General features: G+C 59.6%; 17 protein-coding genes and 1 tRNA gene. 4 read left to right on the top strand and 14 right to left on the bottom strand.

Features of this window, described 5'->3' with window-relative positions; genetic code table 11:
* Window positions 1-3 precede the first annotated feature (3 nt).
* A complete protein-coding gene (locus ACSQ16_RS09315) occupies window positions 4-879 on the bottom strand; it encodes a hypothetical protein (protein ID WP_243260830.1) in 876 nt (291 codons plus the stop codon).
* A 127-nt stretch (window positions 880-1,006) separates the two neighbouring features.
* Here ACSQ16_RS09315 and ACSQ16_RS09310 point away from each other — a divergent pair.
* A tRNA-Thr gene (locus tag ACSQ16_RS09310) sits at window positions 1,007-1,082 on the top strand.
* 150 nt (window positions 1,083-1,232) lie between these two features.
* Here ACSQ16_RS09310 and purU read toward each other — a convergent pair.
* A complete protein-coding gene (gene purU / locus ACSQ16_RS09305) occupies window positions 1,233-2,117 on the bottom strand; it encodes a formyltetrahydrofolate deformylase (protein ID WP_093925904.1) in 885 nt (294 codons plus the stop codon).
* A gap of 235 nt (window positions 2,118-2,352) precedes the next feature.
* Between purU and egtB the strand changes: the two genes are divergently transcribed.
* Entirely contained in the window at window positions 2,353-3,615 is a 1,263-nt protein-coding gene (egtB, locus tag ACSQ16_RS09300; RefSeq protein WP_435988733.1) for an ergothioneine biosynthesis protein EgtB, read from the top strand.
* Between the two features lie 48 nt (window positions 3,616-3,663).
* On the opposite strand, the gene ACSQ16_RS09295 is transcribed toward egtB, so the two are convergent.
* Window positions 3,664-8,895: a GEVED domain-containing protein gene (locus ACSQ16_RS09295; protein WP_435988732.1), complete on the bottom strand. Its 5,232-nt coding sequence runs from the start codon at window positions 8,893-8,895 to the stop codon at window positions 3,664-3,666.
* A gap of 302 nt (window positions 8,896-9,197) precedes the next feature.
* Here ACSQ16_RS09295 and ACSQ16_RS09290 point away from each other — a divergent pair, with 302 nt between their 5' ends.
* Both ACSQ16_RS09290 and cueR read left to right on the top strand, forming a co-directional pair.
* Window positions 9,198-11,705, top strand: coding sequence for a heavy metal translocating P-type ATPase (locus tag ACSQ16_RS09290; protein WP_243260833.1), 2,508 nt, complete (start codon window positions 9,198-9,200; stop codon window positions 11,703-11,705).
* A gap of 9 nt (window positions 11,706-11,714) precedes the next feature.
* Window positions 11,715-12,110 carry a Cu(I)-responsive transcriptional regulator gene (gene cueR / locus ACSQ16_RS09285; RefSeq protein WP_243260834.1) on the top strand — a complete coding sequence of 132 codons (396 nt, stop codon included), beginning with the start codon at window positions 11,715-11,717 and terminating at the stop codon, window positions 12,108-12,110.
* A 74-nt stretch (window positions 12,111-12,184) separates the two neighbouring features.
* On the opposite strand, the gene choV is transcribed toward cueR, so the two are convergent.
* The 11 genes from choV to ACSQ16_RS09230 form a co-directional block, all read right to left on the bottom strand.
* Window positions 12,185-13,204, bottom strand: coding sequence for a choline ABC transporter ATP-binding protein (choV, locus tag ACSQ16_RS09280; RefSeq protein ID WP_243260835.1), 1,020 nt, complete (start codon window positions 13,202-13,204; stop codon window positions 12,185-12,187).
* Entirely contained in the window at window positions 13,201-14,034 is an 834-nt protein-coding gene (gene choW / locus ACSQ16_RS09275; RefSeq protein ID WP_243260836.1) for a choline ABC transporter permease subunit, read from the bottom strand. Before choW ends, choV begins: the two co-directional genes overlap by 4 nt.
* A gap of 86 nt (window positions 14,035-14,120) precedes the next feature.
* Window positions 14,121-15,041, bottom strand: a complete 921-nt coding sequence (locus ACSQ16_RS09270; RefSeq protein ID WP_243260837.1) for a choline ABC transporter substrate-binding protein — start codon at window positions 15,039-15,041, stop codon at window positions 14,121-14,123.
* Window positions 15,042-15,169: 128 nt separating this feature from the next.
* A complete protein-coding gene (locus ACSQ16_RS09265) occupies window positions 15,170-16,471 on the bottom strand; it encodes a peptidoglycan-binding protein (protein WP_243260838.1) in 1,302 nt (433 codons plus the stop codon).
* 36 nt (window positions 16,472-16,507) lie between these two features.
* The gene (locus tag ACSQ16_RS09260) at window positions 16,508-16,798 is read right to left on the bottom strand and encodes a caspase family protein (RefSeq protein ID WP_243260839.1); all 291 of its coding nucleotides are present in this window, start codon (window positions 16,796-16,798) and stop codon (window positions 16,508-16,510) included.
* Between the two features lie 119 nt (window positions 16,799-16,917).
* A complete protein-coding gene (locus ACSQ16_RS09255) occupies window positions 16,918-17,313 on the bottom strand; it encodes a Na+/H+ antiporter subunit G (protein ID WP_243260840.1) in 396 nt (131 codons plus the stop codon).
* On the bottom strand, window positions 17,310-17,597 hold the full coding sequence (locus ACSQ16_RS09250; protein WP_093925894.1) for a K+/H+ antiporter subunit F: 288 nt from the start codon (window positions 17,595-17,597) through the stop codon (window positions 17,310-17,312). Before ACSQ16_RS09250 ends, ACSQ16_RS09255 begins: the two co-directional genes overlap by 4 nt.
* A complete protein-coding gene (locus tag ACSQ16_RS09245) occupies window positions 17,594-18,094 on the bottom strand; it encodes a Na+/H+ antiporter subunit E (RefSeq protein ID WP_243260841.1) in 501 nt (166 codons plus the stop codon). The genes ACSQ16_RS09250 and ACSQ16_RS09245 overlap by 4 nt, the downstream gene beginning before the upstream one ends.
* A 1-nt stretch (window position 18,095) precedes the next feature.
* The gene (locus ACSQ16_RS09240) at window positions 18,096-19,640 is read right to left on the bottom strand and encodes a monovalent cation/H+ antiporter subunit D (RefSeq protein ID WP_243260842.1); all 1,545 of its coding nucleotides are present in this window, start codon (window positions 19,638-19,640) and stop codon (window positions 18,096-18,098) included.
* Entirely contained in the window at window positions 19,637-19,978 is a 342-nt protein-coding gene (locus ACSQ16_RS09235) for a Na+/H+ antiporter subunit C (RefSeq protein WP_243260843.1), read from the bottom strand. The genes ACSQ16_RS09240 and ACSQ16_RS09235 overlap by 4 nt, the downstream gene beginning before the upstream one ends.
* 1 nt (window position 19,979) lies before the next feature.
* Entirely contained in the window at window positions 19,980-22,838 is a 2,859-nt protein-coding gene (locus ACSQ16_RS09230; protein WP_243260844.1) for a monovalent cation/H+ antiporter subunit A, read from the bottom strand.
* Window positions 22,839-22,861 lie beyond the last annotated feature (23 nt).

Here is a 22,861-nt window from a genome sequence, read left to right as displayed (position 1 = left end):
ACCTTAGGGCGCGATCAGGGTAACCCCCGGCATGGCGCGGATAATCTCGACATCCGCGTCATAGAGTGCCGTCATCTGCTCGACCAGCTCCTCGGTCCAACCGGGCATGTCGAGCTCCTCTTCGATTTCTTCCTCTAGCGCGTATTTGTCGAGGAAAGCGATGATAACCCGCCGCTTCTGCGCCTCGGACATCTCGGGGTGGGTATCAACATAGCCGCGGAAACGCCGCATCCCCTCTTCGGACATGATGGATTGCAGCAGATCAAAGCCGCCTTTGATTTTGGTCTCTGGTGCCAATTCAGCCATCTCGCGGATGATCTGCGCCCAGATCAGCGGCGTATCTTCGTTGCACCAAACGGTGATCGGAATCTCTGGCGCCATTTCGCGCAACTGTTGGATCGTTTCCGACCACCGCAGGTCTGTCGGCCCCCGCTCACCCCAGAATGCTGCCGATGTTTTATCCGCCGCTTTTTCATAAAGCATCGGCACCAGCGACGCGGGGTTTCGGATCGCCATGAAGATGCTGATCTCATCATCTGGGAAGAGCCGGGTCATGCGCCGCATCCGCACAGCCGCGGCGGGGTAAAGCACCCCTTCTTTCAACGCCGTCGCAGGCGAGCGGAAGAAATTGGCGTCCGACAGAATTACCCGATCGGCCTTGCCATCATCCAGAATCGCATCCAGCAACACATCGCGCGCCACATCCGAAGGCTCGGTTTTGTGCATCGCATTGAGTGTGTCGCGAAACAGGTTGCGATAGGTGCTGGGCCCCGGCACCCTGATCCCCGCCTTGGCAAAGTCATCTTGGTTGCGCAGCAGGCATTTCAGCAGCCGCTCGTCCTCTGTAAAATGGACGCCTGTGTGTAAAACGAGCTGCATAATACTCCGCTCAACCGCTAAAACCTTGGCGTTGAATAGCCCGTCGCGTGCCCCGTGTAAAATCCGAAAGAATCCGGCATTTCCCCTCTTGCACCCCCCGCGCCATTTCTCTAAATGAGCCCTCAGTGCCCCTATAGCTCAGCTGGTAGAGCAACTGATTTGTAATCAGTAGGTCCGCGGTTCGAGTCCGTGTGGGGGCACCACTTCTCCAAATAGATTAACGATAATTGTCTATCGCTCGCAGCAGATAACTTCGCATGCGTCGCCGCCCAATCGCGGTCAACTGCCTTGTCACCATTAATCTGCGCTGCCAAAGCAGCATGCCCCGCGATCAAACGCGGGGCCGCCTGCCCTTACCCCATACGTTTGGAGCTGTAGCTGCCCGGCGAAGCTGGGAAGACCACGGTTTTATTGCCATTCATGAATACACGGTGGTGAGCGTGGGCATGAATCGCCCGCGCCAAGACGCCCGCTTCGACATCACGGCCCAGCGACACATAGTCAGACGCGCTTTGCGATTGGGTGATCCGAACGATGTCTTGCTCAATGATCGGGCCCTCGTCCAGATCAGCAGTTACGTAATGCGAGGTCGCGCCGATCAGCTTCACGCCGCGCTCATAGGCCTGTTTGTAGGGGTTCGCCCCCTTGAATGACGGAAGAAAGGAATGGTGGATATTGATGATCCGGCCCGACATTTTCTGACACATTGCATCCGACAAGATCTGCATGTAGCGGGCCAGCACGATCAACTCCGCGCCGGTTTCTTCCACAATCTCCATGATCCGCGCCTCAGCCTGCGGCTTGTTGTCCTTGGTCACTTTGATGCAGTGGAATGGAATATCGTGGTTCACCACCACCTTTTGGTAATCCATGTGGTTTGAAATCACCGCGACGATCTCGATCGGCAAGGCGCCGATGCGGACCCGATAAAGTAGATCGTTCAAACAGTGACCAAAGCGCGAGACCATGATGACGACCTTCATCGTGGTATCTTGGTCATGGAACTCATAATTCATGGCAAAGGGCTGGGCGACCGCAGCGAAGCCTTCGCGCAATGCCTCAAGCGTCGCACCGGTTTCGGCCTCGGCACTAATGCGCATGAAAAACTGGCCGTTATCCGCATCGTCGAACTGCGCGCTGTCGGTGATATTGCAGCCGGTTTCAGCGATATAATTGGCAATCGCGGCAACAATCCCCCGCTTTGAGGGGCAGGTAACGGTCAGACAGAACTTGGTCATGGGGCGATCCTTGGGGGCTTTTGTACGGGGCGTGGTCAGGCGCGGAACCTCTGCGCGTTTGCGCAAGAACCGAGTGCCGGGTCAGCGCGGGAAAGGCAAGCCATGCTGCGCTCTGCCGGGGCCGCAACGGCGCTATACCGAATGGTGAGCCAGTGTGATCGCTTGAAATCTACGCGTCGGCCTTAAGTTTGCCCATAGTGGAACCTGCCCGCGGACCACCAAAGGAGCGCCTAAGATGAACGCCACCCCCCTGCCGATGTCCCCCAATGAGGCTTTGAACCTCTTTACCGCCACCCGCAGCCGGACGCAGGCCTTGGCAGCGCCGCTATGTCCTGAAGATATGATGCTGCAAAGCATGGAGGACGCCTCGCCGGTCAAATGGCATCTGGCCCATACGACGTGGTTCTTCGAGGAATTCATCCTCAAACCTCGGCTGCCTGAGTACATGTCGCCCGATGACCGTTTCGCCGTCCTTTTCAATTCCTACTACGTGCAAGCCGGGCCCCGCCATGCCCGCGACAAACGGGGGCTGGTGTCGCGCCCCGACGGAGATGCTGTGCGGGCTTATCGCGACCATGTGGAAAACAGCTTGAACGACCTGATGAATGCCAACCGCGCCGACATGGATGAGATCGCGCAACTGGTGGAACTGGGCTGCCACCACGAAATGCAGCATCAGGAGCTTTTGATCACCGACCTGTTGCATGGGCTGAGCTTCAACCCCCTTTTGCCCACCTATAAAGACCCCGAGCCGCTGGCGGTGACCGATGAAACCCCGTTGAATTTTACCCGACACGCGGGCGGGCTGGTTGAGATTGGCCATGAGGGGCGCGGTTTTGCCTATGATTGCGAAGGGCCGCGGCACAAGGTGTGGCTGGACCCGTTTGAAATCGCTGACCGCCCAGTTACCAACCGTGAATGGATCGCCTTCATGGAGGATGGCGGCTATAGTGATGCGCGGCTGTGGCTGATGGAAGGCCATGCAGTGGCGCAGCGCGAAAGCTCGGAGCATCCGCTCTATTGGTGGCGACAGGACGGCGCATGGTGGACCTTTAGCCTGCGTGGGGCGCAACCCGTTGCCCTTGATGCGCCGGTTGTGCACGTCAGCTATTATGAGGCAGAGGCCTTTGCGCGGTGGGCCGGAGGCCGTTTACCCACCGAGGCAGAGCATGAGGTCGCGTTTCGCGATGTGCCGATCAGCGGTAATTTGATGGGCGATGCGAAGGACCTTGGCGCGCTGCGGCCCCTGCCGGGCAAAGGCATTTGGGGCGACGTTTGGGAATGGACCGCCTCTGACTTTGCCCCCTACCCCGGTTTCCGGCCACCTGATGGCGCATTGGGCGAATACAACGGTAAGTTCATGGTCAATCAGCGGGTGCTGCGCGGCGGTTCTTGTGCCACGCCAAAGGATCAACTGCGCCCCAGCTACCGGACGTTTTTCTACCCCCATCAGCGCTGGCAAATGATGGGTCTGCGCTTGGCCCGCGATGTGGGCTAAGCGCGGATGCGCCGGGGCATAAAGCGCCCCGGCTAACGTCCAGCCGATCTACTGTATCCCAACCCGGAACCGCACCGCGCCGGTTTCACCTGGTAACATCTCACCTATGCAATTCCATTCAATCGCGCCTGCATAGTTTGCTACATTGCTCGCAGGGCGCACCAGATTGCAGTTCAGGTTGGGCGAAACCTGCTGCGGGTCGACGATGGGTTCGGACAGGCTCGTATAGGGCGGGGTCATGTCATAGATCTTTACGTTCGACGCCCGCGTGGTCGCATTGTTGCGCAGATAAATCCGGTAGAGCAGGATATCATTGACTCCGCCAAGATTAGTGGTGCCTTCTACCGTCCCTTGGGTCTCATTCTCGACCGTTTTGCGCAGGTCAATCTGCGTGGACTGCCCCCCGACAGAGATTTCATCGGTATTGCTGGCAGAACTTGTCACCGTGGTGCGGGCGAACGCCGTCGCCGCCAGAACTTGATAGACATAGGTGCTGCCCTGCCCAGCGCCCGAGCCTGCAGAAACACGCGATACGATGCAGATGGTTTGCCCGGTGGTGACCGCGATGGGGCCGGTGATTGGCCCATCCAGACTGTCGTCACAACCGACGTCTTGATAGAGCGCCGCGCTAAAGGCGCCGGTCGGTGTCGAAGTGGCACCTGCGTAGGAAAATGTCACCTGCCCTTCAGACGTGGCGGTGTAGATATGCGGTAAGGTTGCCACCTGGCCCTGTGCGACGGTCGTTGTCCGGTCATTCGTCAAGCTGGGCAGTTTCAGAAGCCCAATGTCCAACCCCATGCGATTGCCAAAGGCTTCGGGCGTAAAAGTGAATTCACCATCATGCGGGTTGGTATTCACAAGATCGGGCAGATCGGTCGTTGCCTCCGATATCGCGCGGTAGTCATTGGCCGGAATCGCGCGGATCGTGATTTCCCCACTGTAGGCGCCTGAGAGACCATAGCTCCATGTACCGTCCGTCGCCACGCCGGGTGTCGCCAGCACCGCGCCACCGCTATCGAGAATTTCCAAAACCGCCGATGACACCCCGCCTTCGCTGCCGTTCAGCAAAGCATCATGCGCGGTGCCGCCGCCTGCCCCATTGTCAATAAAGACACGGCCCGACATGATCCGCTCTCCGGTGACGAGGTTCACGGAATAAGATGCTTCGTCATCATCGGGCAGTTGGTCGAAAAGGTCGTCGGTCAACGGCCCGGTGGTTGGATCGCTGTCCGGGTCCGGCAGAGAACTATAGATGATTTCGGCCTGATTGGTGAAGTCACCGCTGCCAAGCACGGTGGTCGTGATAGTGAGGGTTTCGCTGGCCCCACTGAGCAATTCATCCACAAACCACAATCCGGTGTCGGGATCATACGTATCCCCAGTCGACGGCGCATCGTCAGAGACATAGGCAAATCCGCTGGGAATCTGATCAATTACTTTCACACCAGAAGGTGAGCCACCACTGACATTGGTGATTGTGATGATCCAGTCAATCGTGTCGCCTTCTGATACGTTGGTGATCGGCGTCGTGGTGCCGGTTGCAGCGGCGATCTTGCTGAGCTCAAGGTCACTGCCCGCCGGGTCAAATCCGAAGTCTTGGTCAGTGGTGAAGCTATTGCCTGAAACCCCAACCCCGATCAGTGGATTTGACGTGCCGATTGTCGCCCCAGAAGGCAGATCAGGGTCAGCCTCATCAAGCGCGACGCGGTAGGTGGTGCTGACCAGAAGGTCGCCCACCGCATATGTCCCATCGGCCGCCGTGTCGGTCGTGACAAGAAACACATCATCTGCGGTATTGGCCGGCGTGCCATTATCGTCATAGATCGAAATGCCCACGCCCGCCCCGAGATTGGTCTCACCATTGTCCCTTACATCAGAGGCATCTGCATCCTCATAGATATTGCCCGAAATCCCGCCCAAGGGGATTGGTGCTGGCCCCCGGCAAGAGATGCCATCGCTGCGCCCGCCTTCGTCAAAGGCGACGGTTGAGATTAACTGCGCCGCACCCGTGGTAGTAGAAATGACGAAAAGGTTGTTGGTGGTGTTCGAGTAGCCATAAAGCCTACCGTCGCCGTCAAACCAGAGCGCATCGAATACGCCAGCATAGATAGCCGGTCCAATCGCTTGGGGTGTCACATTACTCGGGGCGCCGTTATTGACCGCGGCGCGGAACAGAAACCCTGAGTTTTGATCAATCCCATACATGATGCCGTCAACGGGATTGTAGGCGATGTCGTCCGGGTTAACGCTGATGTTGAGACTTATCTGCCCTACAGCAACAGGCGCGGCAGGATTGGTCAAATCGACGATCTGCCATGTGGTTGCGCCCGCTTCATAGATCATTCGACCATTGGGCAGAATATCGCCCGCATTGCGCGCAGCACTCGCGCCGAAAATATCGCCGAAGTCGGTAATGTTACCCGCACCGTCGATCCGGTAGAGCCTACGGGTGCCCTGATCCACGCCATAGATATAGCCATCCAGCGCGTTATACCCCCATGCCCCATCCCGGTTAGCCCCGATAGAGCCTGAGGAATCCACGGTTGTTGAATAGCTGCCGCCGCTATCTCGAAAAGTCATTCGCACGAGGGCCGAAGGGCTATCGACCACCGCGTAAAGTGATGCGTCGCAGGTCAAAGGCGGCGGATCGTTGGAAATGATAAGTTGATAGTCTTCCACCTCCCCCTCAAAGGCGGTGACAAGCCCCGTACTGTCTGTTGACCAGCGGAAACGGGCATAGGTTGGCAAGGTCGTGGCATTGGCCGGCACCGCCACCTCGAAAAGGATCGACCCATTGGCTGAGCCATCCTTATCAAGCAAATCGCCATCCTGCAGATTTAGGGCCACCTGTTCCCCGGCTTGCGCAAAGGTGCCATCCCCGTTGAAATCGATGAACGCTTGCAAATAAGACGATCTCGCTGCGCCGCTTAGATCGCTGACAGTAACTGTAATCTCCGCCAGCCCGCCACGATAGAACTGCGGCAAAACCACCCCGTCTTCGTCATCCGATCCATTAACATCATCGCCCGTGGCCCCAACCGAGTTTTGCGGCAGCAGATCAATATCCGGCGGATTGTTCCCCAAATAGATTTCTGGCGCGCCGGGGCCTTCAATGATGTGCTGCGGATCGCCATAGCTCGCCGGGGCATCGCCACGGTCGGCGTCAGGCGGTGTCTTGATGGTAATGCCATAGTCTTCGACTTCCCCATCCGGGGCAGCAATGATGGCATCCAGCCCAATCGCCGACGACCACCGCAAGCGGACGAATGTCGGCGTCAGCACGGCCGTCACCGGAACGCTTACTGGGAAGGAAATCTGACCATTTACCGCTCCGTCAAGGTCCTGCGGGCCGCCATCTTGGATATTGGTCGCAACCTGATCGCCAACGAAGATGCCATCTCCGCCGAAATCGACGAATGCCTGAAGATATCCGTTGCCGGGCGTAGGCTCATTCACGGCCACGGTAACCGTGCGGGTCAGATCCCCGTAAAGCTGGGGAAATGCCTCTTCGCTTTCGTCGTCTGTGCCGTCTAGATCATCGCCGGACCCATCGATGGAATGCTGCGGCGAACCGTCCCCATCACCGTTGAGCGCACCAATCCAATATTGGGCGGTGTCGGCATGCTGGGGGTCGCCATAGGTGATCGGCGCATCGCCCCGATCAGGACCAGAGCCAGCGTAGATCGTTGTCGGATCATCACGGCCTTCACCTGGGCCGTTTGAGGGGGTGCCATCCCCATCGCCGGGATTTTCCGAGTCTGACAGATCAGACACATTTGTTCCACCCGGCGTCTGGGCTGTCACCTCTGCTTGGTTTGTAATCGTGGTGTCCAGATCTTCGGGCACCAGCGTATAGGTCGCGGTATAGACGGCCCTTTCACCGACCAAAAGCGTGCCTTCGGGGGACAAGGATGTCGCAGCCTGAAAGGTGATGACGGGCTGTACCCCATTGCCGCTGAACTGCGTCTCTTGCAGTTGCACATTGGTCAGATCGACATTGCCAAAGTTCTCAGCCGTAAAGACATAAGCAATCGTTTCGCCTGCATCGGCATAGCCGTTCAAGTTTAAATCCACCAATTGCGCCAACTTTAGCAGACCGACAGATCCCACATCGATCGAGACCTCCGCAGGGGCGGAATAGGCCTGCGGTTCACTGGGTAGGATGATGGGTGATTGGTAACGATAATTAATCGGCGTCGGCGCTGCAAAGAAGGCCGCGAAGGGCGTAAAGGTCAGCTCTCCGGTTAGGTCGTCATAGCTCCATGTCCCTTCGCCCAGCACCTCAAATCCAACGCGGTGCCCTTGGGAATCCGTCACGATATTCAGTGCGCCGGTCGGAGGAATCAGGTCAATGGCCTGTTTGGCGTATTCGCTCGGCTCACCGGAATTATTGGCAGGGGCATTGTTGTTTTCGGTCGCGACACTGTCGTTGAACAAGATGTTCACCACGACCGGCTCCCCCAAGACCTGTTCTTTTAGATCGTCCTGCAACAGCGGCGCTTTGAAGTCGCCGCATTGAAGGTCATAGGTCTGCGCTTCATCATAGGTCGGATTGGAAAGCAGCACGAGGAAGCCATTGTTCGCGGTACGGCCAAAGTTGAAAGTGGAGACCTGCGGATAGAAAATCTCAAGCCCGGACACCGGTTGGTTGCTATAAGGACGATCTCCGGCGAGGTAGAAAACCTCCGTCCCAAGGTTCGCATCCGGCCCTTCGATATAGCCGCGATAGGTTGTTGCACCTCGGTCAATCCGGACGAATTCGGCCGAGCCTTCGCAGATATTCACATAAACCTGCTCGTTCAGTGGCCCGTCAATGTCATTGATCTGAAAGAAAACATCGGCCACCACTGGCACGCCGCCGGAGTTGGTCGTGAGGTTATGGGTACCCGCCTCATAGAGGTAAAAATCCACAAAATGCGGATCTTGCCCCCTCGACGTAATCTGGATCTGTCCATTACCGGTGGTGAATACATGGTCCCGGCCCGCGAAGGCCATCTCGGCCACGATATCGACAGCGACACCGCCGACAGTGCCCGCGTTGGACCACAATGCCCGCTCCCCAACCCCGGCGCCAACCACGGCGGGCAAACCAACAGGGTTAAGGATCAATTGCTGCGCAAGCGCGGCCCGTGTCGCCAGCGAAAGCGGCAAGAGCGACAAAAGCGTGGCAAAGATCAACCGCAGCAGGGGCGCTTTTAAAACGCACCAGCGGAGACTGACGGCCACCCCCTGCAGAATGCGCGTCAAGAACAGACCAATCAGATGAAACTTAAAATGCATTTCTATGCCCACTACTTTTGAAACAGCCTACCGACAAAGCGAGTTGGGATCAGTTGCGCAGGAAGGTATTAAGATATGCTTCAAGCCATAGCGGTGGCGCGATGGGCAGAGCGCTTATTCAAAAGAATAGATAGCATTTTCCAAAGTACTGCATGGCCTGGCGCAGATCTTGTGGGTTTCAGCAGATCATTCACAATGATTCGAAATCCTTTCTGCCCCCGCAATCTTTTTCAAGTTTAGGCCTTGACCCTCCAGCAACTGGAACCCCCATATTTGGGAAAACAACGAAAAGAGAGCCCGAAATGGACAAGACAGATACACTCACTTTTGGCGTGCAAAACATGAGCTGCGCGTCCTGTGTTGGACGGGTGGAAAAGGCGCTGAACACGGTTAACGGGGTGCACGATGTGCGGGTGAACCTCGCGGCAGAAAATGTGCGGATCGCGACGGCACCGGGGTTCGATGCGGCAAAAGTCGCGGCTACATTGAGACAGGCGGGTTACCCGGCCCGCACGGCTACGCATCGTTTGAGGCTGTCCAATATGACCTGCGCGTCCTGCGTGGGCCGTGTGGAACGGGCCCTTCTTGCGGTGCCGGGCGTGATCTCGGCCTCCGTCAACCTTGCCAGCGAAGAGGCCCAAGTCGAGGTTTTGGAGGACGCCAATCTGCTGTCCACCCTGCATGATGCAGCGGCGCAGGCAGGCTATCCCGCAGCCGTCGACACGCAAGATGCAGGCAGCCCCGATGCGGCAACCCGAAAGGAAGCAGAGGCGACGCACCTCAGACAAATGACCGTACTGGCAGCCTTATTAACCCTACCCGTCTTTTTGCTTGAAATGGGCGGCCACCTGATCCCGGCGTTCCACACTTGGATCGCTGAAAACATCGGGATGGCGACAAGTTGGTTCGTTCAATTTGCCCTCACCACCCTCGTTTTGGCTTGGCCCGGACGACATTTCTATAGCAAGGGTCTGCGTGCCTTGTTGAAAGGCGCACCGGATATGAACTCGCTGGTGGCGCTCGGCTCAGGGGCGGCGTGGCTCTTTTCGGTGACCGCCCTTTTTGCGCCGGGACTGCTGCCGGAAAGCAGCCGCGTGGTCTATTTCGAAGCCGCTGCGGTGATTGTGACGCTGATCTTGCTGGGCCGCTATCTTGAGGCCCGCGCCAAGGGGCGCACCGGGGCGGCGATTGCCAAACTGATGGGCCTGCGCGCCAGCAGCGCGCGGGTCGAACGGGACGGCGCGGTCGTTGAGCTGCCCATTGATGAGATCATTGCGGGCGACATCATCCACCTGCGTCCCGGCGAAAAGATCGCGACCGACGGCGTTGTTGTCGAGGGCCAATCCTACGTCGATGAAAGCATGATCACGGGTGAGCCTGTCCCGGTTGAGAAAGCCACGGAATCAGAGGTTGTCGGCGGCACGGTCAACGGCACCGGCAGCCTCACGTTTCGCGCGACCAAAGTCGGCGGCGACACGATGCTGGCGCAGATCATCCGCATGGTCGAAGAGGCCCAAGGTGCAAAGCTGCCCATTCAAGACTTGGTCAATCGCATCACCCTGTGGTTCGTTCCCGCCGTGATTGCCGTGGCACTGGTGACCTTCGGGGTCTGGCTCGCCTTCGGCCCCTCGCTCAGCCACGCCTTGGTGCCGGCGGTGGCGGTGCTGATCATCGCATGCCCCTGTGCGATGGGTCTGGCCACACCGACCTCCATCATGGTGGGCACCGGACGCGCGGCGCAATTGGGCGTGCTCTTCCGTCAGGGCGATGCGCTGCAAAGCCTGCAATGCGTCAAAACCGTGGCGCTGGACAAGACCGGCACGCTGACCAAGGGCAAGCCCGAACTTACCGATCTTGTGCTGATGGACGACCTGACCGAAGATGAGGTGCTGCTCCTGATCGGCGCGGTCGAGGCGCGCTCGGAGCACCCCATCGCCCAAGCCATCCTGCGCCGGGCAGAAGCTGCGGGCCCTGTGCCCGGCGAGGTCAGCGATTTCCAATCCCACACCGGTTTTGGCGTCAGCGCGACGGTCTTGGGCCGCAAGGTTACCTTGGGTGCGGACCGCCTTATGATCCGCGACGGGATCGATTTGGGCGACACCGGGCGGATCGCGTCAGAGATGGCGAAGGCCGGGAAAACCCCGCTCTATGCCGCTTTGGACGGGAAACTCGCCGCTGTGATCGCCGTGGCCGACCCGATCAAACCCGGCACGCCAGAAGCCATCGCGGGGCTGCACGACCTTGGTCTTGATGTAGCGATGATCACTGGTGACAACCGGGGCACCGCAGACGCTATCGCGGCGCAACTGGGCATTGATCGGGTCGTCGCCGAAGTGCTGCCGGATGGCAAAGTGGCCGCCATCGACAAGTTGAAAGAGGGCGGCAACCGCATCGCCTTCGTTGGCGACGGCATTAACGATGCACCTGCCTTGGCGCAGGCCGATGTGGGGCTTGCCATCGGCACCGGCACCGATGTGGCGATTGAGGCCGCAGATGTGGTGCTGATGTCGGGCGACCTGCGCGGCGTGGTCAATGCCATCGATGTGAGCCAGCGCAGCATGGCGAATATCCGGCAGAACCTCTTTTGGGCCTTTGGCTACAACGTGCTGCTGATCCCGGTCGCCGCGGGTGCATTCTATCCGCTGACCGGCTGGCTTTTGTCGCCCGCACTGGCCGCCGGGGCGATGGCATTGTCGAGCGTATTCGTCCTCAGCAACGCGCTGCGCCTGCGCTGGATCGCAGCCCCCTTGGCCGAAAACGCCACCCCAGAAAAAGAACCACGGGCCGCCACCCCCGTGGCCGCAGAATAGGAGCGCATTATGAACATTGGAGAAGTCTCACAACACACGGGCCTGCCGCCGAAAACCATCCGCTATTACGAGGATATCGGGCTGGTCAAACCGCTGCGCGACGCCAATGGCTACCGCGCCTTTCGCGAAAGCGAGATGCACAAGCTCGCCTTTCTGGGCCGCGCCCGGACGCTGGGTTTCAGTATTGAGGATTGCCGCAACCTGCTGGCCCTCTGGGAGGACAAAAACCGCGCCAGTGCCGACGTGCGGGCGATTGCCAAAGAGCATCTGGTGCAGATCGAAGCCAAGATCAGCGGCCTGCAAGAGATGCGCGACACGCTGAGCACGCTGGTCCGCGACTGCGCCGGGGATGATCGACCCGACTGTCCGATCCTAAAGACCTTGGGCACCGCGGCGGCCCTATAACCACCGCTTTCAATAGCAAAAGGCGCCGCCCAACCAAGCCGGGCGGCGCCTTTTGCGTTTTGTCAGATCCCGGCCTAGGCCTTGAGCCGGTCCACGATGCTATGCGCCGTGACTGTCCCGATCTGCGTGCCGTCTTCCATCACCGCAATCGCCGCATCTGCCCCGCGCAGCCGCTCCATCAGCGCACGCACCGGGGTCTCTGCCGTGGTTTCGCCCTGCGTCGGAGCACCGTCATCCGCGCCCATCACGTCGCGCGCCGTCAGAACCTCAAGCGGGTTCATATTGGCCACGAACTCCGCCACATAGTCCGATGCAGGGTTCGAGAAAATCTCGCGCGGGGTGCCGATCTGCACGATGCGGCCGCCTTCCATAATGGCAATGCGCCCGCCCAGTTTGAAGGCTTCATCAAGGTCGTGGCTCACGAAGATGATCGTACGATTCAACTCGCGTTGCAGGTCCAACAGCTCATCCTGCAGCCGCGTGCGGATCAACGGGTCAAGCGCCGAAAAAGGCTCATCCATCAGCAAAATCGGCGCTTCGGTGGCAAAGGCGCGGGCAAGGCCCACACGCTGCTGCATCCCGCCCGAAAGCTCGCCCACCTTGCGGTCGGCCCAATCGCTGAGGCCCACCAGTTTCAACTGACGCTTGGCCCGTTCCAACCGCTCGGCCTTGGGGACATTCGACAGTTCCAGCCCAAGCGCCACATTGTCGCGCACCGTGCGCCATGGCAGCAGGCCGAACTGCTGAAACACCATCGACACGCATTCACGGCGCACGCGGCGCAGCTCGGCGGCATTGCTGGCATGAATGTCGCAAGACCAGTTTTCATCATGCACATGCACCGTACCGCGCACCATCGGGTTGAGCCCATTCACCGCACGCAGAAGCGTCGATTTGCCCGAGCCCGAAAGCCCCATCAACACAAGGATTTCGCCATTCTCAACGGTGAGCGAGCAGTCATGCACGCCCAGCACTTGCCCGGTCGCCGCTTCAATCTCGGCACGGCTTTGGCCTTCGTCCATCAGCGGCAGCGCCTTCTCCGGTTTGTCGCCAAAGACGATAGATACGTTGTCGAATTCTACTGCTTTATTCATTTCCGTCCCACCCGCAGGATACGGTCGAGCATGATCGCCACGACGACGATCACCAACCCGGATTCAAATCCCAAGCCTGTGTTCACTTGGTTCAGGGCACGCACCACCGGCACACCTAAGCCATCTGCGCCCACCAGTGCTGCAATCACCACCATCGACAGCGACAGCATGATGGTCTGGTTCAGACCCGTCATGATCTGCGGCAGCGCATAGGGCAGCTCGATCTTCCACAGTGTCTGGCGCGGTTTGGCACCAAAGGCCTGCGCGGCCTCCAAAAGCGCCTTGGGGGTCGAAGAGATGCCCAATTGCGTCAACCGGATCGGCGCGGGCAGCACGAAGATCACCGTGGCGATCAGCCCCGGCACCATGCCGATACCGAAGAACACAATCGCAGGGATCAGATAGACGAAAGTCGGCAGCGTCTGCATCAGGTCCAAGACCGGGGCCACCCATGCATAAAGCCGGGGCCGATGCGCCACGGCGATACCAATCGGAACGCCCACGCCCATACAGACCAAACAGGCCGAGAGCACGAGCGTCAGGCTCTCCATCGTCTCTTCCCAGTAGTCTTGGTTGAGGATGAACAGGAAACCCAGCACCACAAAGGCCACGGTTTTCCAGTTGCGCTGGATGCCCCAAGTGATCGCGGCGAAGACGGCGATCAGGATCAGCGGATGCGGGGTTTGCAGCACCCAGAGGATCGCCTCGATCAGCCGTTCCATCAGGTCCGACAGCCCGTCAAAGAACCATGCCCCGTTCGTTTGCAACCAATCCAGCGCGTCTTCGGCCACATCGGCCACGGGGATCTTGTTTTCTGTCAGCCAGTCCATGTCAGTCCTTCAGGATTGGAGAATTGCGCATGAGAATGACCCGCCCCATCGCGTTGGGGCGGGTCTTTTCCATCATAGCGTGAGGATCACTTCAGCGAAGCGACAGCTTCCATCGCATCGCCGCCGTCAACGGTGGTCACACCGTCCAGCCAAGTGCTGAGAACGTCGGAGTTCGCTTTGATCCAAGCGGCGGCGGCCTCTTCCGGCTTTTCGCCATCATCGAGGATCGCGCCCATGATCTCGTTCTCCATGGCCAGCGTGAACTCAAGGTTGTTCAGGAATTTGCCAAGGTTCGGGCATTCCTCAACAAAACCGGCGCGGGTGTTGGTATAGACCGTTGCACCACCCAGATCGGGGCCGAAGTAGTCATCGCCGCCTTCCAGATAGGTCAGATCGAAATTGGCGTTCATCGGGTGCGGTTCCCAACCGAGGAAGACAACGGGCTCTTCTTTGCGGGTGGCGCGCTGGACTTGGGCCAGCATCCCCTGCTCGGAGGATTCAACGACCTCAAACTCGCCCAGATCAAATGCATTCTCGTCGATCATCGACTGGATCAGACGGTTGCCGTCATTGCCGGGCTCGATGCCATAGATTTCACCTTCCAACGCATCCGCGTTGGCGGCGATGTCGGCGAAGGTCTTGATGCCCATGTCGGCGGCGGCTTTGTTCACAGCCAGCGTGTACTTCGCGCCTTCAAGGTTGGCGCGCACGGTGTCGACGCTGCCTTCTTCGCGGTATTTCGCGATGTCGCCTTCCATGGTGGGCATCCAGTTGCCCAGAAACACGTCGATGTCGCCCGACGCCATGGAGGTGTAGGTCACTGGCACGGCAAGGATCTTGGTCTCGGTATCATAGCCAAGCGCGTCCAGCACAACAGAGGCGGCGGCGGTTGTCGCTGTGATGTCGGTCCAGCCCACGTCAGAGAAGGTGACTTCGTTGCATTCTGCAGCAGCCAGCGAGGACGCGGCGACCGTCGCCAGAGCGGATGTCATAAGCAGTTTTTTCATTGGTGTTCTCCCCAGAGAAGTTTTTATTGACTGATGCGCCAATCAAAAGCCATCGGCCGCGATATTGCAACCGGATTAATTTCGCCAACTTAATGGAGGGCAAAAAGCAATACTACTTGTTTCAAAACTCACCCCCGTGCGGCCTGTTTCGGGCGCAGAACGGGGGTGACATTTTGGTCCGCGCCGGGCTCTGGTTCGGCGTCAATCCTTGGGGTCTCTTCAGCGGAGGCGGCGGGTGTCTGAGCAGGCGCAGACTCGGGCGTGGCGGGCGTTGAGGGGGGCGCTTCGGGTGCGTCGGCCCCTTGTGTTTCCTCAAAGGTTTCAAGGGCTTCGCCCTGACCTTTTGCGGCTACCTTGCCAAATGCCGCGCGGATCGCGGCTTGGGTTCCCTCGCCGTAAAGCCCGTCAATCGCGCCGTCGTAAAATCCGAAATCCGAAAGTTTGCGTTGCAGGGCTTTGCGTGTCTCGCTGTTGAAAAGTTTGGGCTCATCCTGCATCAGCCCCAGCAGCGTGCCGTCCCCCGCCCGCAGCGCGCGATAAAGATAAAGCGCCGCATCCGCCGCCCCACGTCCAGACACTTTGCCATCGTCGATCATCGCGGCAAAGTTGAACATGGCCGCCGGGTGTCGCCTATCGGCTGCGCGGTGAAAATAATCCAGCGCCAGTTCGGAGTTGGCCTGCTGCCCCAATGCGCCCTGTAGATGAATGAAGCCCAAATCGTTCAGAGCAGCAGCATGCCCTCGTTCGGCCGCTGCTTGGTAAAGCTGAAGGGCACGCCCCTGATCCTGTGCAACGCCCAGACCCTGTTCGTAAAGCTGCGCCAGTTGAAATCGCGCCTCGGGCGATCCGGTTGCCACGGCCCGTTGAAGGAGTTCCGCAGCGGTTTGCGGGTCATACCGCGGGTCGTCCTTATCGCTCAGGATCGCAGCCAGTCCAAGCTGAGATCGGGCATCCCCCCGCTGTGCCAAACCCGCCAAATCTGCGGCTTGGTCATCACTCAGGCTCGACCATGCAGGGAGCGGCCCGTTTAATCCGTCTGCCTGCTCGCCCCCGCCGATAAAGGTCGGGATAGGGTTCAGCCGTCCAAAGCGGCGCACAGAAAGCCTGCCACCGCTATGGCTGCGCAGATCGGCGCGGAATCGGTCCAACATGGTGCCTATCTCTACCCCTGGCTCTGCCAATGCGTCGGCCAATGTGGCCGCGAAAATGCTCGGGCTTTGACCGCTGTCATCGCAAAATCCTACCTCGCCGGATGTGATGACCAACGTGCCTTGGCGCGGCTCTGGCGGGGGCAGCGACGATGTCGGCTGAAGCGGGGCTGCATGGCAGTTGTCGAGCACCACGAGCCGTATCTGGCGCGCCTTACCCACCGCGCGCAGCAGCGCTGGCAAAGCCACCCCTTCGCCACGAAGCGCAGAGGCCGGGGCCATAGGCGCACCAACTGGAATCAGATAACTTTCCCCGCCCTAGGCGATCCGGCGACCTGCATAATAGATGACGGCGATATCCGCCGTTTCCGCCTGAAAAGCGAAATCAGAAAGCTCTTTTTTAAGCGCCCCGCTTTCAGCATCAATCAGCGTGGTAACATCAAATCCCTGCCCCTCAAGTGCGGCAGTCAGGGCTGCGGCATCCTCGCGCGGTCCGTCGGGTACCGCAGCGCCTTCATAGGCGGCCATGCCGATCACCATCGCCACACGGTCTTGGGCCGCTGCCGCAAGAGGCAGGGTCAGCATTAGCAGGATGGCAATTAGACGCATTTGGCGGGCTCCTTTCGGTCAGCTTCGGTTGGGCGACGCCGCCCATTAACCTATGCTGGCAGGAAAAGGTTTCCACCATCGTAACAGTTTGAAATGAATCTGCCCCTTGCCGCTCGGGCTCAGGCGTTGGGCGGTGTTTCTTCGATTTCGCGGTCTTCTTCTGGCACGTTGAGCGTGGCCCAAGTATCCCCATCCGGCAATTCAGGCGGATTGGGCAGGCAGTCCCGGCGGTGGATATTTGCCTTGGCCATGAAATTGGCCGAAACGGGCGCGGTGACAAAGATAAAGGCCATGATCAGCAACTCATGCAGCGATCCCGATCCCGACAGGAAGGAACTGACCATTGCTGCCAATAGATAGGCGCCGATGCCCAATGTGGCAGCCTTGGTCGGCGCGTGCAGCCGGGTCATCGGGTCGTTTAGCTTGAGCAGGCCGATCCCGGCGACGACGACAAAGAAACTGCCGATAATCAGCAACACAGCGACGGCATAGGTGGCGATGATGTCGGGGCTCATTCGATGATATCTCCGCGCAGAACGAACCGGGCATAGGCCACGGTCGACACGAAGCCGAGCATGGCGATGATTAGCGCCGCCTCGAAATAGATCTGCGTGCCTTGCAGGATTCCCAGAAGCACGATGATGCCGATGGCGTTGATGAACATCGTATCCAGCGCCAGAATGCGATCCCCGGTGCCGGGGCCGATCCACAGTCGGATCATCGCCATGAATTGCGCGATGGCGACCAGCGTCAGCGCACCGTAAAGCGTGAGGGTCAGAAAATCACTTGCTTGGGTCATAGGAAGATCTCCTTCAAGCGGCGTTCATAGCGGTCTTTGATGTCATCGCGCACCGCATCGGGGTCGGTGGCGTCAAGCGCGTGTACCAGCAGGTAGCGGCCGTTGTCTGACAGATCCGCCGACACAGTGCCGGGGGTCAGTGTGATGGTCCCTGCAAGGATGCTGATGGCTTCCGGCTCTTTGAGATCAAGCGGCACAACGACCCAAGCGGGCGACATGCTGGCGTTGGATTTGGTCAAGATGATCCATGCCACTTGGATATTGGCGATGATGATGTCCCACAGAACCAGCGCCACATAGGCAATCATGCGCATTGGGCGGATGTGGTGGGGCCGGTCAGTCCACCAACGCGCGGTCAGAACCGGAATCACGATCCCAAGGATCAGGCCAAAGACCGCCATGCCAGCGCTGAATTCATTTTGCAGCAAAATCCAGACGACAGTCAGCAGCAGGGTCAGAAACGGATGCGGCAAAAGCCAACGGATAGGTCGCATCATGTCAATGGGCCTCCTCTTTGCCGTCCGACAGCTTGCCGGGGGTCTCCAACACGGTGGTCAGGTAACGCTCAGGGCCGAACAATTGATTTGAAATCGCCGTGGCATATTGCGTGGCGGGGCCCGCCAACAGCGTATGTGCGACCAGCAGCGCCAGCAGGCCGCCCACCGCGACATAGCTCAGCGCAGATGGCGCCTCGGATGGGGTGGCCCCCTCTTCGGGCGCGACGCTACGGGACTTCCAAAAGACGACGCTGCCCGCGCGGCCAAAACCGACGAGGCTCAAAAGGCTCGCGCCCAAGATCACGGCCCAGATCCAGACCCAAAGCCCGCTTTGCGTGGCGGCGTCCATGATCAGCAGCTTACCGACAAAGCCCGAGAGCGGCGGCACGCCGACCATGGCGATGGCCGCGACAAAGAACAGGGCCGAGGTCAGCTTGGCCCCCGCCACCTGCGGCTGCGCCGTCAGATCAAGGTTGTCCCGCCCTGCCCGCGCCAGATCGGCGATCAGGAACAGCGCGCCCGCGGCCAATGTCGAATGCACGATATAGTAAAGGGCTGCCGCGATCCCCTCGGGCGTGAACAGCGCGATTGAGATCATCACCATGCCCATCGACCCGATGACGGAAAACGCCACCATACGGTCCAACTGCTTGGCCGCGAGCACCCCGATCATGCCAAGCGCCAGCGACAGCAGCGCGGCAGGCAGCAGCCATATGGTGTGCAGGTCCGCCGTGGCGGCCAGTTCGGGCGGGAAGATCAGCGTATAGACGCGGATGATCGCATAGGCGCCGACTTTGGTCATGATGGCGAAAAGCGCCGCCACCGGGCCGGGCGCTTCGGCATAGCTCGACGGCAGCCAGAAGTGCAGCGGCACCACGGCGGCTTTGACCGCGAATACCATCAAGAGCAGCACCGCTGCGATGCGGATACCCACGGTCGCTCCTGCATCGATCAAGGCCACCCGCTGCGCCAGATCGGCCATGTTGAGCGTCCCCGTCTCGGCATAGATCGCCCCGAGCGCAAAGAGAAACAGCGTCGAGCCCAAGAGGTTATAGAGCACATATTGCACCCCCGCCCGCAGACGCGGCGTACCGCCGGCGTGGATCATCAACCCGTAGGAAGCGATCAGCAGCACTTCGAAAAACACGAAAAGGTTGAAAAGGTCGCCCGTCAGGAAGGCGCCCATGATGCCCATCAACTGGAACTGAAACAGCGCATGGAAATGCCGCCCGCGTTCGTCCCATTTCGACCCGATCACATAAAGCAGCACGAACAGCGCCAGCACCGCGGTCAGGGTAACCATCAGCGTCGACAGGCGGTCGCCCACCAACACGATGCCGAAGGGTGCTGCCCAATCGCTGAGTTGATAAAGCATCACCGTGCCGTCAGATGCCTCGACCGAGAGGCCAAGCCCGACGACGACCAGCGCCAGCGCCCCAAACAGCGACAGTACCCGCTGGATGGTGATGTGATACCGCGCCGCCAACACGATGAACGGTGCCAGAAAGGCGGGCAGCACGATAGGAAGGATCAGCCAATGGGTCATGTGCGCTCCTCCGCCTCGGTGCTGGGATCGTCGACGTGATCGTCATTGCCCCCCAAATACGCACCAAGTGCGATCATGACGACCACAGCGGTCATGCCGAATGAAATAACGATGGCCGTCAGCACCAAGGCCTGCGGCAACGGATCGGTGTAGCGCGCAGCATCGGTCAGGATCGGCGGCGCGCCTACGGTCAGACGGCCCGATGCAAAGAGAAACACGTTCACCGCATAGGTCAGCAGCGAGGTGCCCATGATCACGGGGAAAGTCCGCAAACGCAGCACCAAATACAGGCCAGAGGCCGTCAGGATGCCGATGGCAGAAGCGACGAGAAGTTCCATTTTATGCCTCCGCCTTGGTGTTGTCTTCGCGCGATGGGTCGATGTCCATCGGGTGATCCGCCTCGGGCACATGGGCGCGGCGCGCAAGCCGCGAGAAGCTTTCCAGCGTCAGCATCACCGCACCAACAACCGCAAGGAACACCCCAAGGTCAAAGAGCGCCGCCGTGGCCAATTCAAATTTGTAGAAAGGCGGGATGCGCACATAGGTAAAATCCGAGGTCAGGAAGGGTTTGTTAAAGAACCACGAGCCAATGCCCGTCAGCCCCGCGATCAACACACCGGTGCCGATGATCCCGTGATAGGGATAGCGCAGCCGCGCCGATGCCCATGCAAAGCCGCTGGCCATATATTGCATCACCACGGCGATCGAGACGATCAGACCGGCGATAAAGCCGCCACCTGGCTCGTTATGCCCGCGCAGGAAGATGTAGAAGCCGACCATCATCACCACCGGCATGATCACGCGGGTCATCACCACCATCATCATCGGGTGCCGGTCCCCTGCCCGTGGCTGGTCCGGTTTGCGGTTAAGTAGGCGTGCGCGTACTGGGCCCGAGAGCAGCGTCTCGGTCAGCGCGTAGATCAGCAGTGCGGCGATGCCCAGCACGATGATCTCGCCGTAGGTGTCGAACCCCCGGAAATCGACGAGGATCACGTTCACCACATTGGTGCCGCCGCCGCCCTTGTAGGAGTTGGCGAGGTGGAATTCAGAAATGCTAGGCGCCACAGTGTCGCGCAGCAGATAGTGGTAAGACAGGGCCATGGTCGCCAAGCCTGCGCCGACCGACACCACCACATCGCGGCTGCGCCGCAAAACGCTGCTTTCGATCGGGGTGCGGTTGGGCAGGAAGTTCAGCGCCAGCAACAGCAAGATGATCGTGACCACCTCAACCGTCAGCTGGGTCATCGCCAAGTCGGGCGCACTGAAGAAGACGAAACCGGCCGAGACGATCAGGCCGACGATGCCGATCAGGATCAGCGACAACAGGCGGTTGCGGTGCAGGAACACCAGCCCGCAGGCCGCCGCCACCAGCATCAGCCAGCCCGCGATCTGCACGGCGTTGGTCGGCTGCAACTCGCGGGTCGCCGCGCCTACGGTTCCGGTGGCCCAAGCGTAATAGCCCACGACCACCACGGTCACCGCCATAATCGCGGCATAGCGCGAGAAGGCGCCGTTGTGCAGACGCAGCGAAATCGCCTGCGACAAGCCGACAAAGGCCGCGATGATGCGGTCAAAGATCGACTTGGCCTCAGGCCGGGGCGTGGCATCCCAAAGTCGCAGCAGCGGGCTGAAGAGCGCCAGCAGGATCAGGCCACCGACAACGGCGATGATCGACATATAAAGCGCCGGACCCAGCCCGTGCCAGATTTTGAAATGCGCCGAGGGCATCTCGGCCGCGCCGCCAAGGACCGAAGCCGTCACCAGCTTCACAAAAGGCTCAGCGAGGAAAGGTGCAAGGCCGATCACCACAACGGGAATGATCAACAGCGCAGGCGGCAGCCACAGGCCGGGTTGGGGATCATGCGGATGGTCGGGATAGTCGTCACGCTCTTTGCCAAGGAAGGTATGGCCGATCAGACGGAAACTATAGGCCGCCGAGAAGAGCGCGCCAAAGGTCGCCAGCCCCGGCACCAGCCACGGCATGTCAAACAGCGTGGTGTGCAGGGTCTCTTCCAGCATCATCTCTTTGGACAGGAAGCCGTTCAGCAACGGAATCCCCGCCATCGACAGCGCCGCCAGCGTGGCGATCACAAAGGTCACCGGCATCAGATGCCGCAGCCCACCCAAACGGCGGATATCACGGGTATGCACTGCGTGATCCACAATCCCCGCCGACATAAAGAGCGCCGCCTTGAAGGTCGCGTGGTTCAAGATGTGGAATACCGCCGCCAGCGCGCCAAAGGCCGTGCCGGTCCCTAAAAGCATGGTGATCAGGCCAAGGTGGCTGACGGTCGAGAAGGCCAGCAAAGCCTTCAGGTCATGTTTAAACAGTGCGATCACCGCGCCCAGCACCATGGTGATCAGCCCCGCCGTGGTGACGATGACAAACCATTCAGGCGTGCCCGACAATACCGGCCACATGCGTGCCATCAGGAAAATGCCTGCCTTCACCATCGTGGCAGAGTGCAGATAGGCCGAAACCGGTGTCGGCGCGGCCATGGCGTGCGGCAACCAGAAGTGGAACGGGAACTGCGCGGATTTGGTAAAACAGCCCAAGAGGATCAAGATCAGCGCGGGCAGATAAAGCGGCGAGGCTTGGATCAACTCGCGGTTTTCGAGGATCACGCTCAGGTCATAGCTGCCGACGATCTGCCCCAGCAGCAACATGCCACCGATCATCGCAAGGCCGCCCATGCCGGTTACAGTCAACGCCATGCGCGCGCCTTGACGGCCTTCGGGCAGGTGTTTCCAATAGCCGATCAGCAGGAAGGACGAGAGCGAGGTCAGCTCCCAGAAAATCAGCAAGACCAGTACGTTATCGCTGAGGACGATACCGACCATCGCGCCTTGGAACAGCAGCAGATAGGTGAAAAACTCACCCATATGATCATCACGCGACAGGTAGGACCGTGCATAGGCGATGATCAACAGACCGATGCCAAGGATCAGACAGGCAAAGAAAAAGCCGAGGCTGTCGAGCATCAAGGTCAGGTTCAGGCCGAGCTGCGGAATCCAATCAACCCGCGCGGTGACCAATTCACCCGCCAGCACGGCAGGCAGATGCGTGAGCAAGCCCACCAGCGCCACGAGGGTCACCATAAAGGTCACCCCGGCGCAGGCTTGACGCCCTGCGGAATTCATCAGTCCGGGTAACAATGCGCCCAAGAAGGGCAAGGCAACGATAAGGAAGAGGGACACGCGAACTCCTGATCTGGCGGACT

The organism is Sulfitobacter sp. SH24 (assembly GCF_965641895.1).
GTDB classification, from domain to species: Bacteria; Pseudomonadota; Alphaproteobacteria; order Rhodobacterales; family Rhodobacteraceae; genus Sulfitobacter; species Sulfitobacter dubius.
Note: the sequence above shows the minus strand (reverse complement) of the source record. Positions and strands in the feature narration are given on the sequence as shown.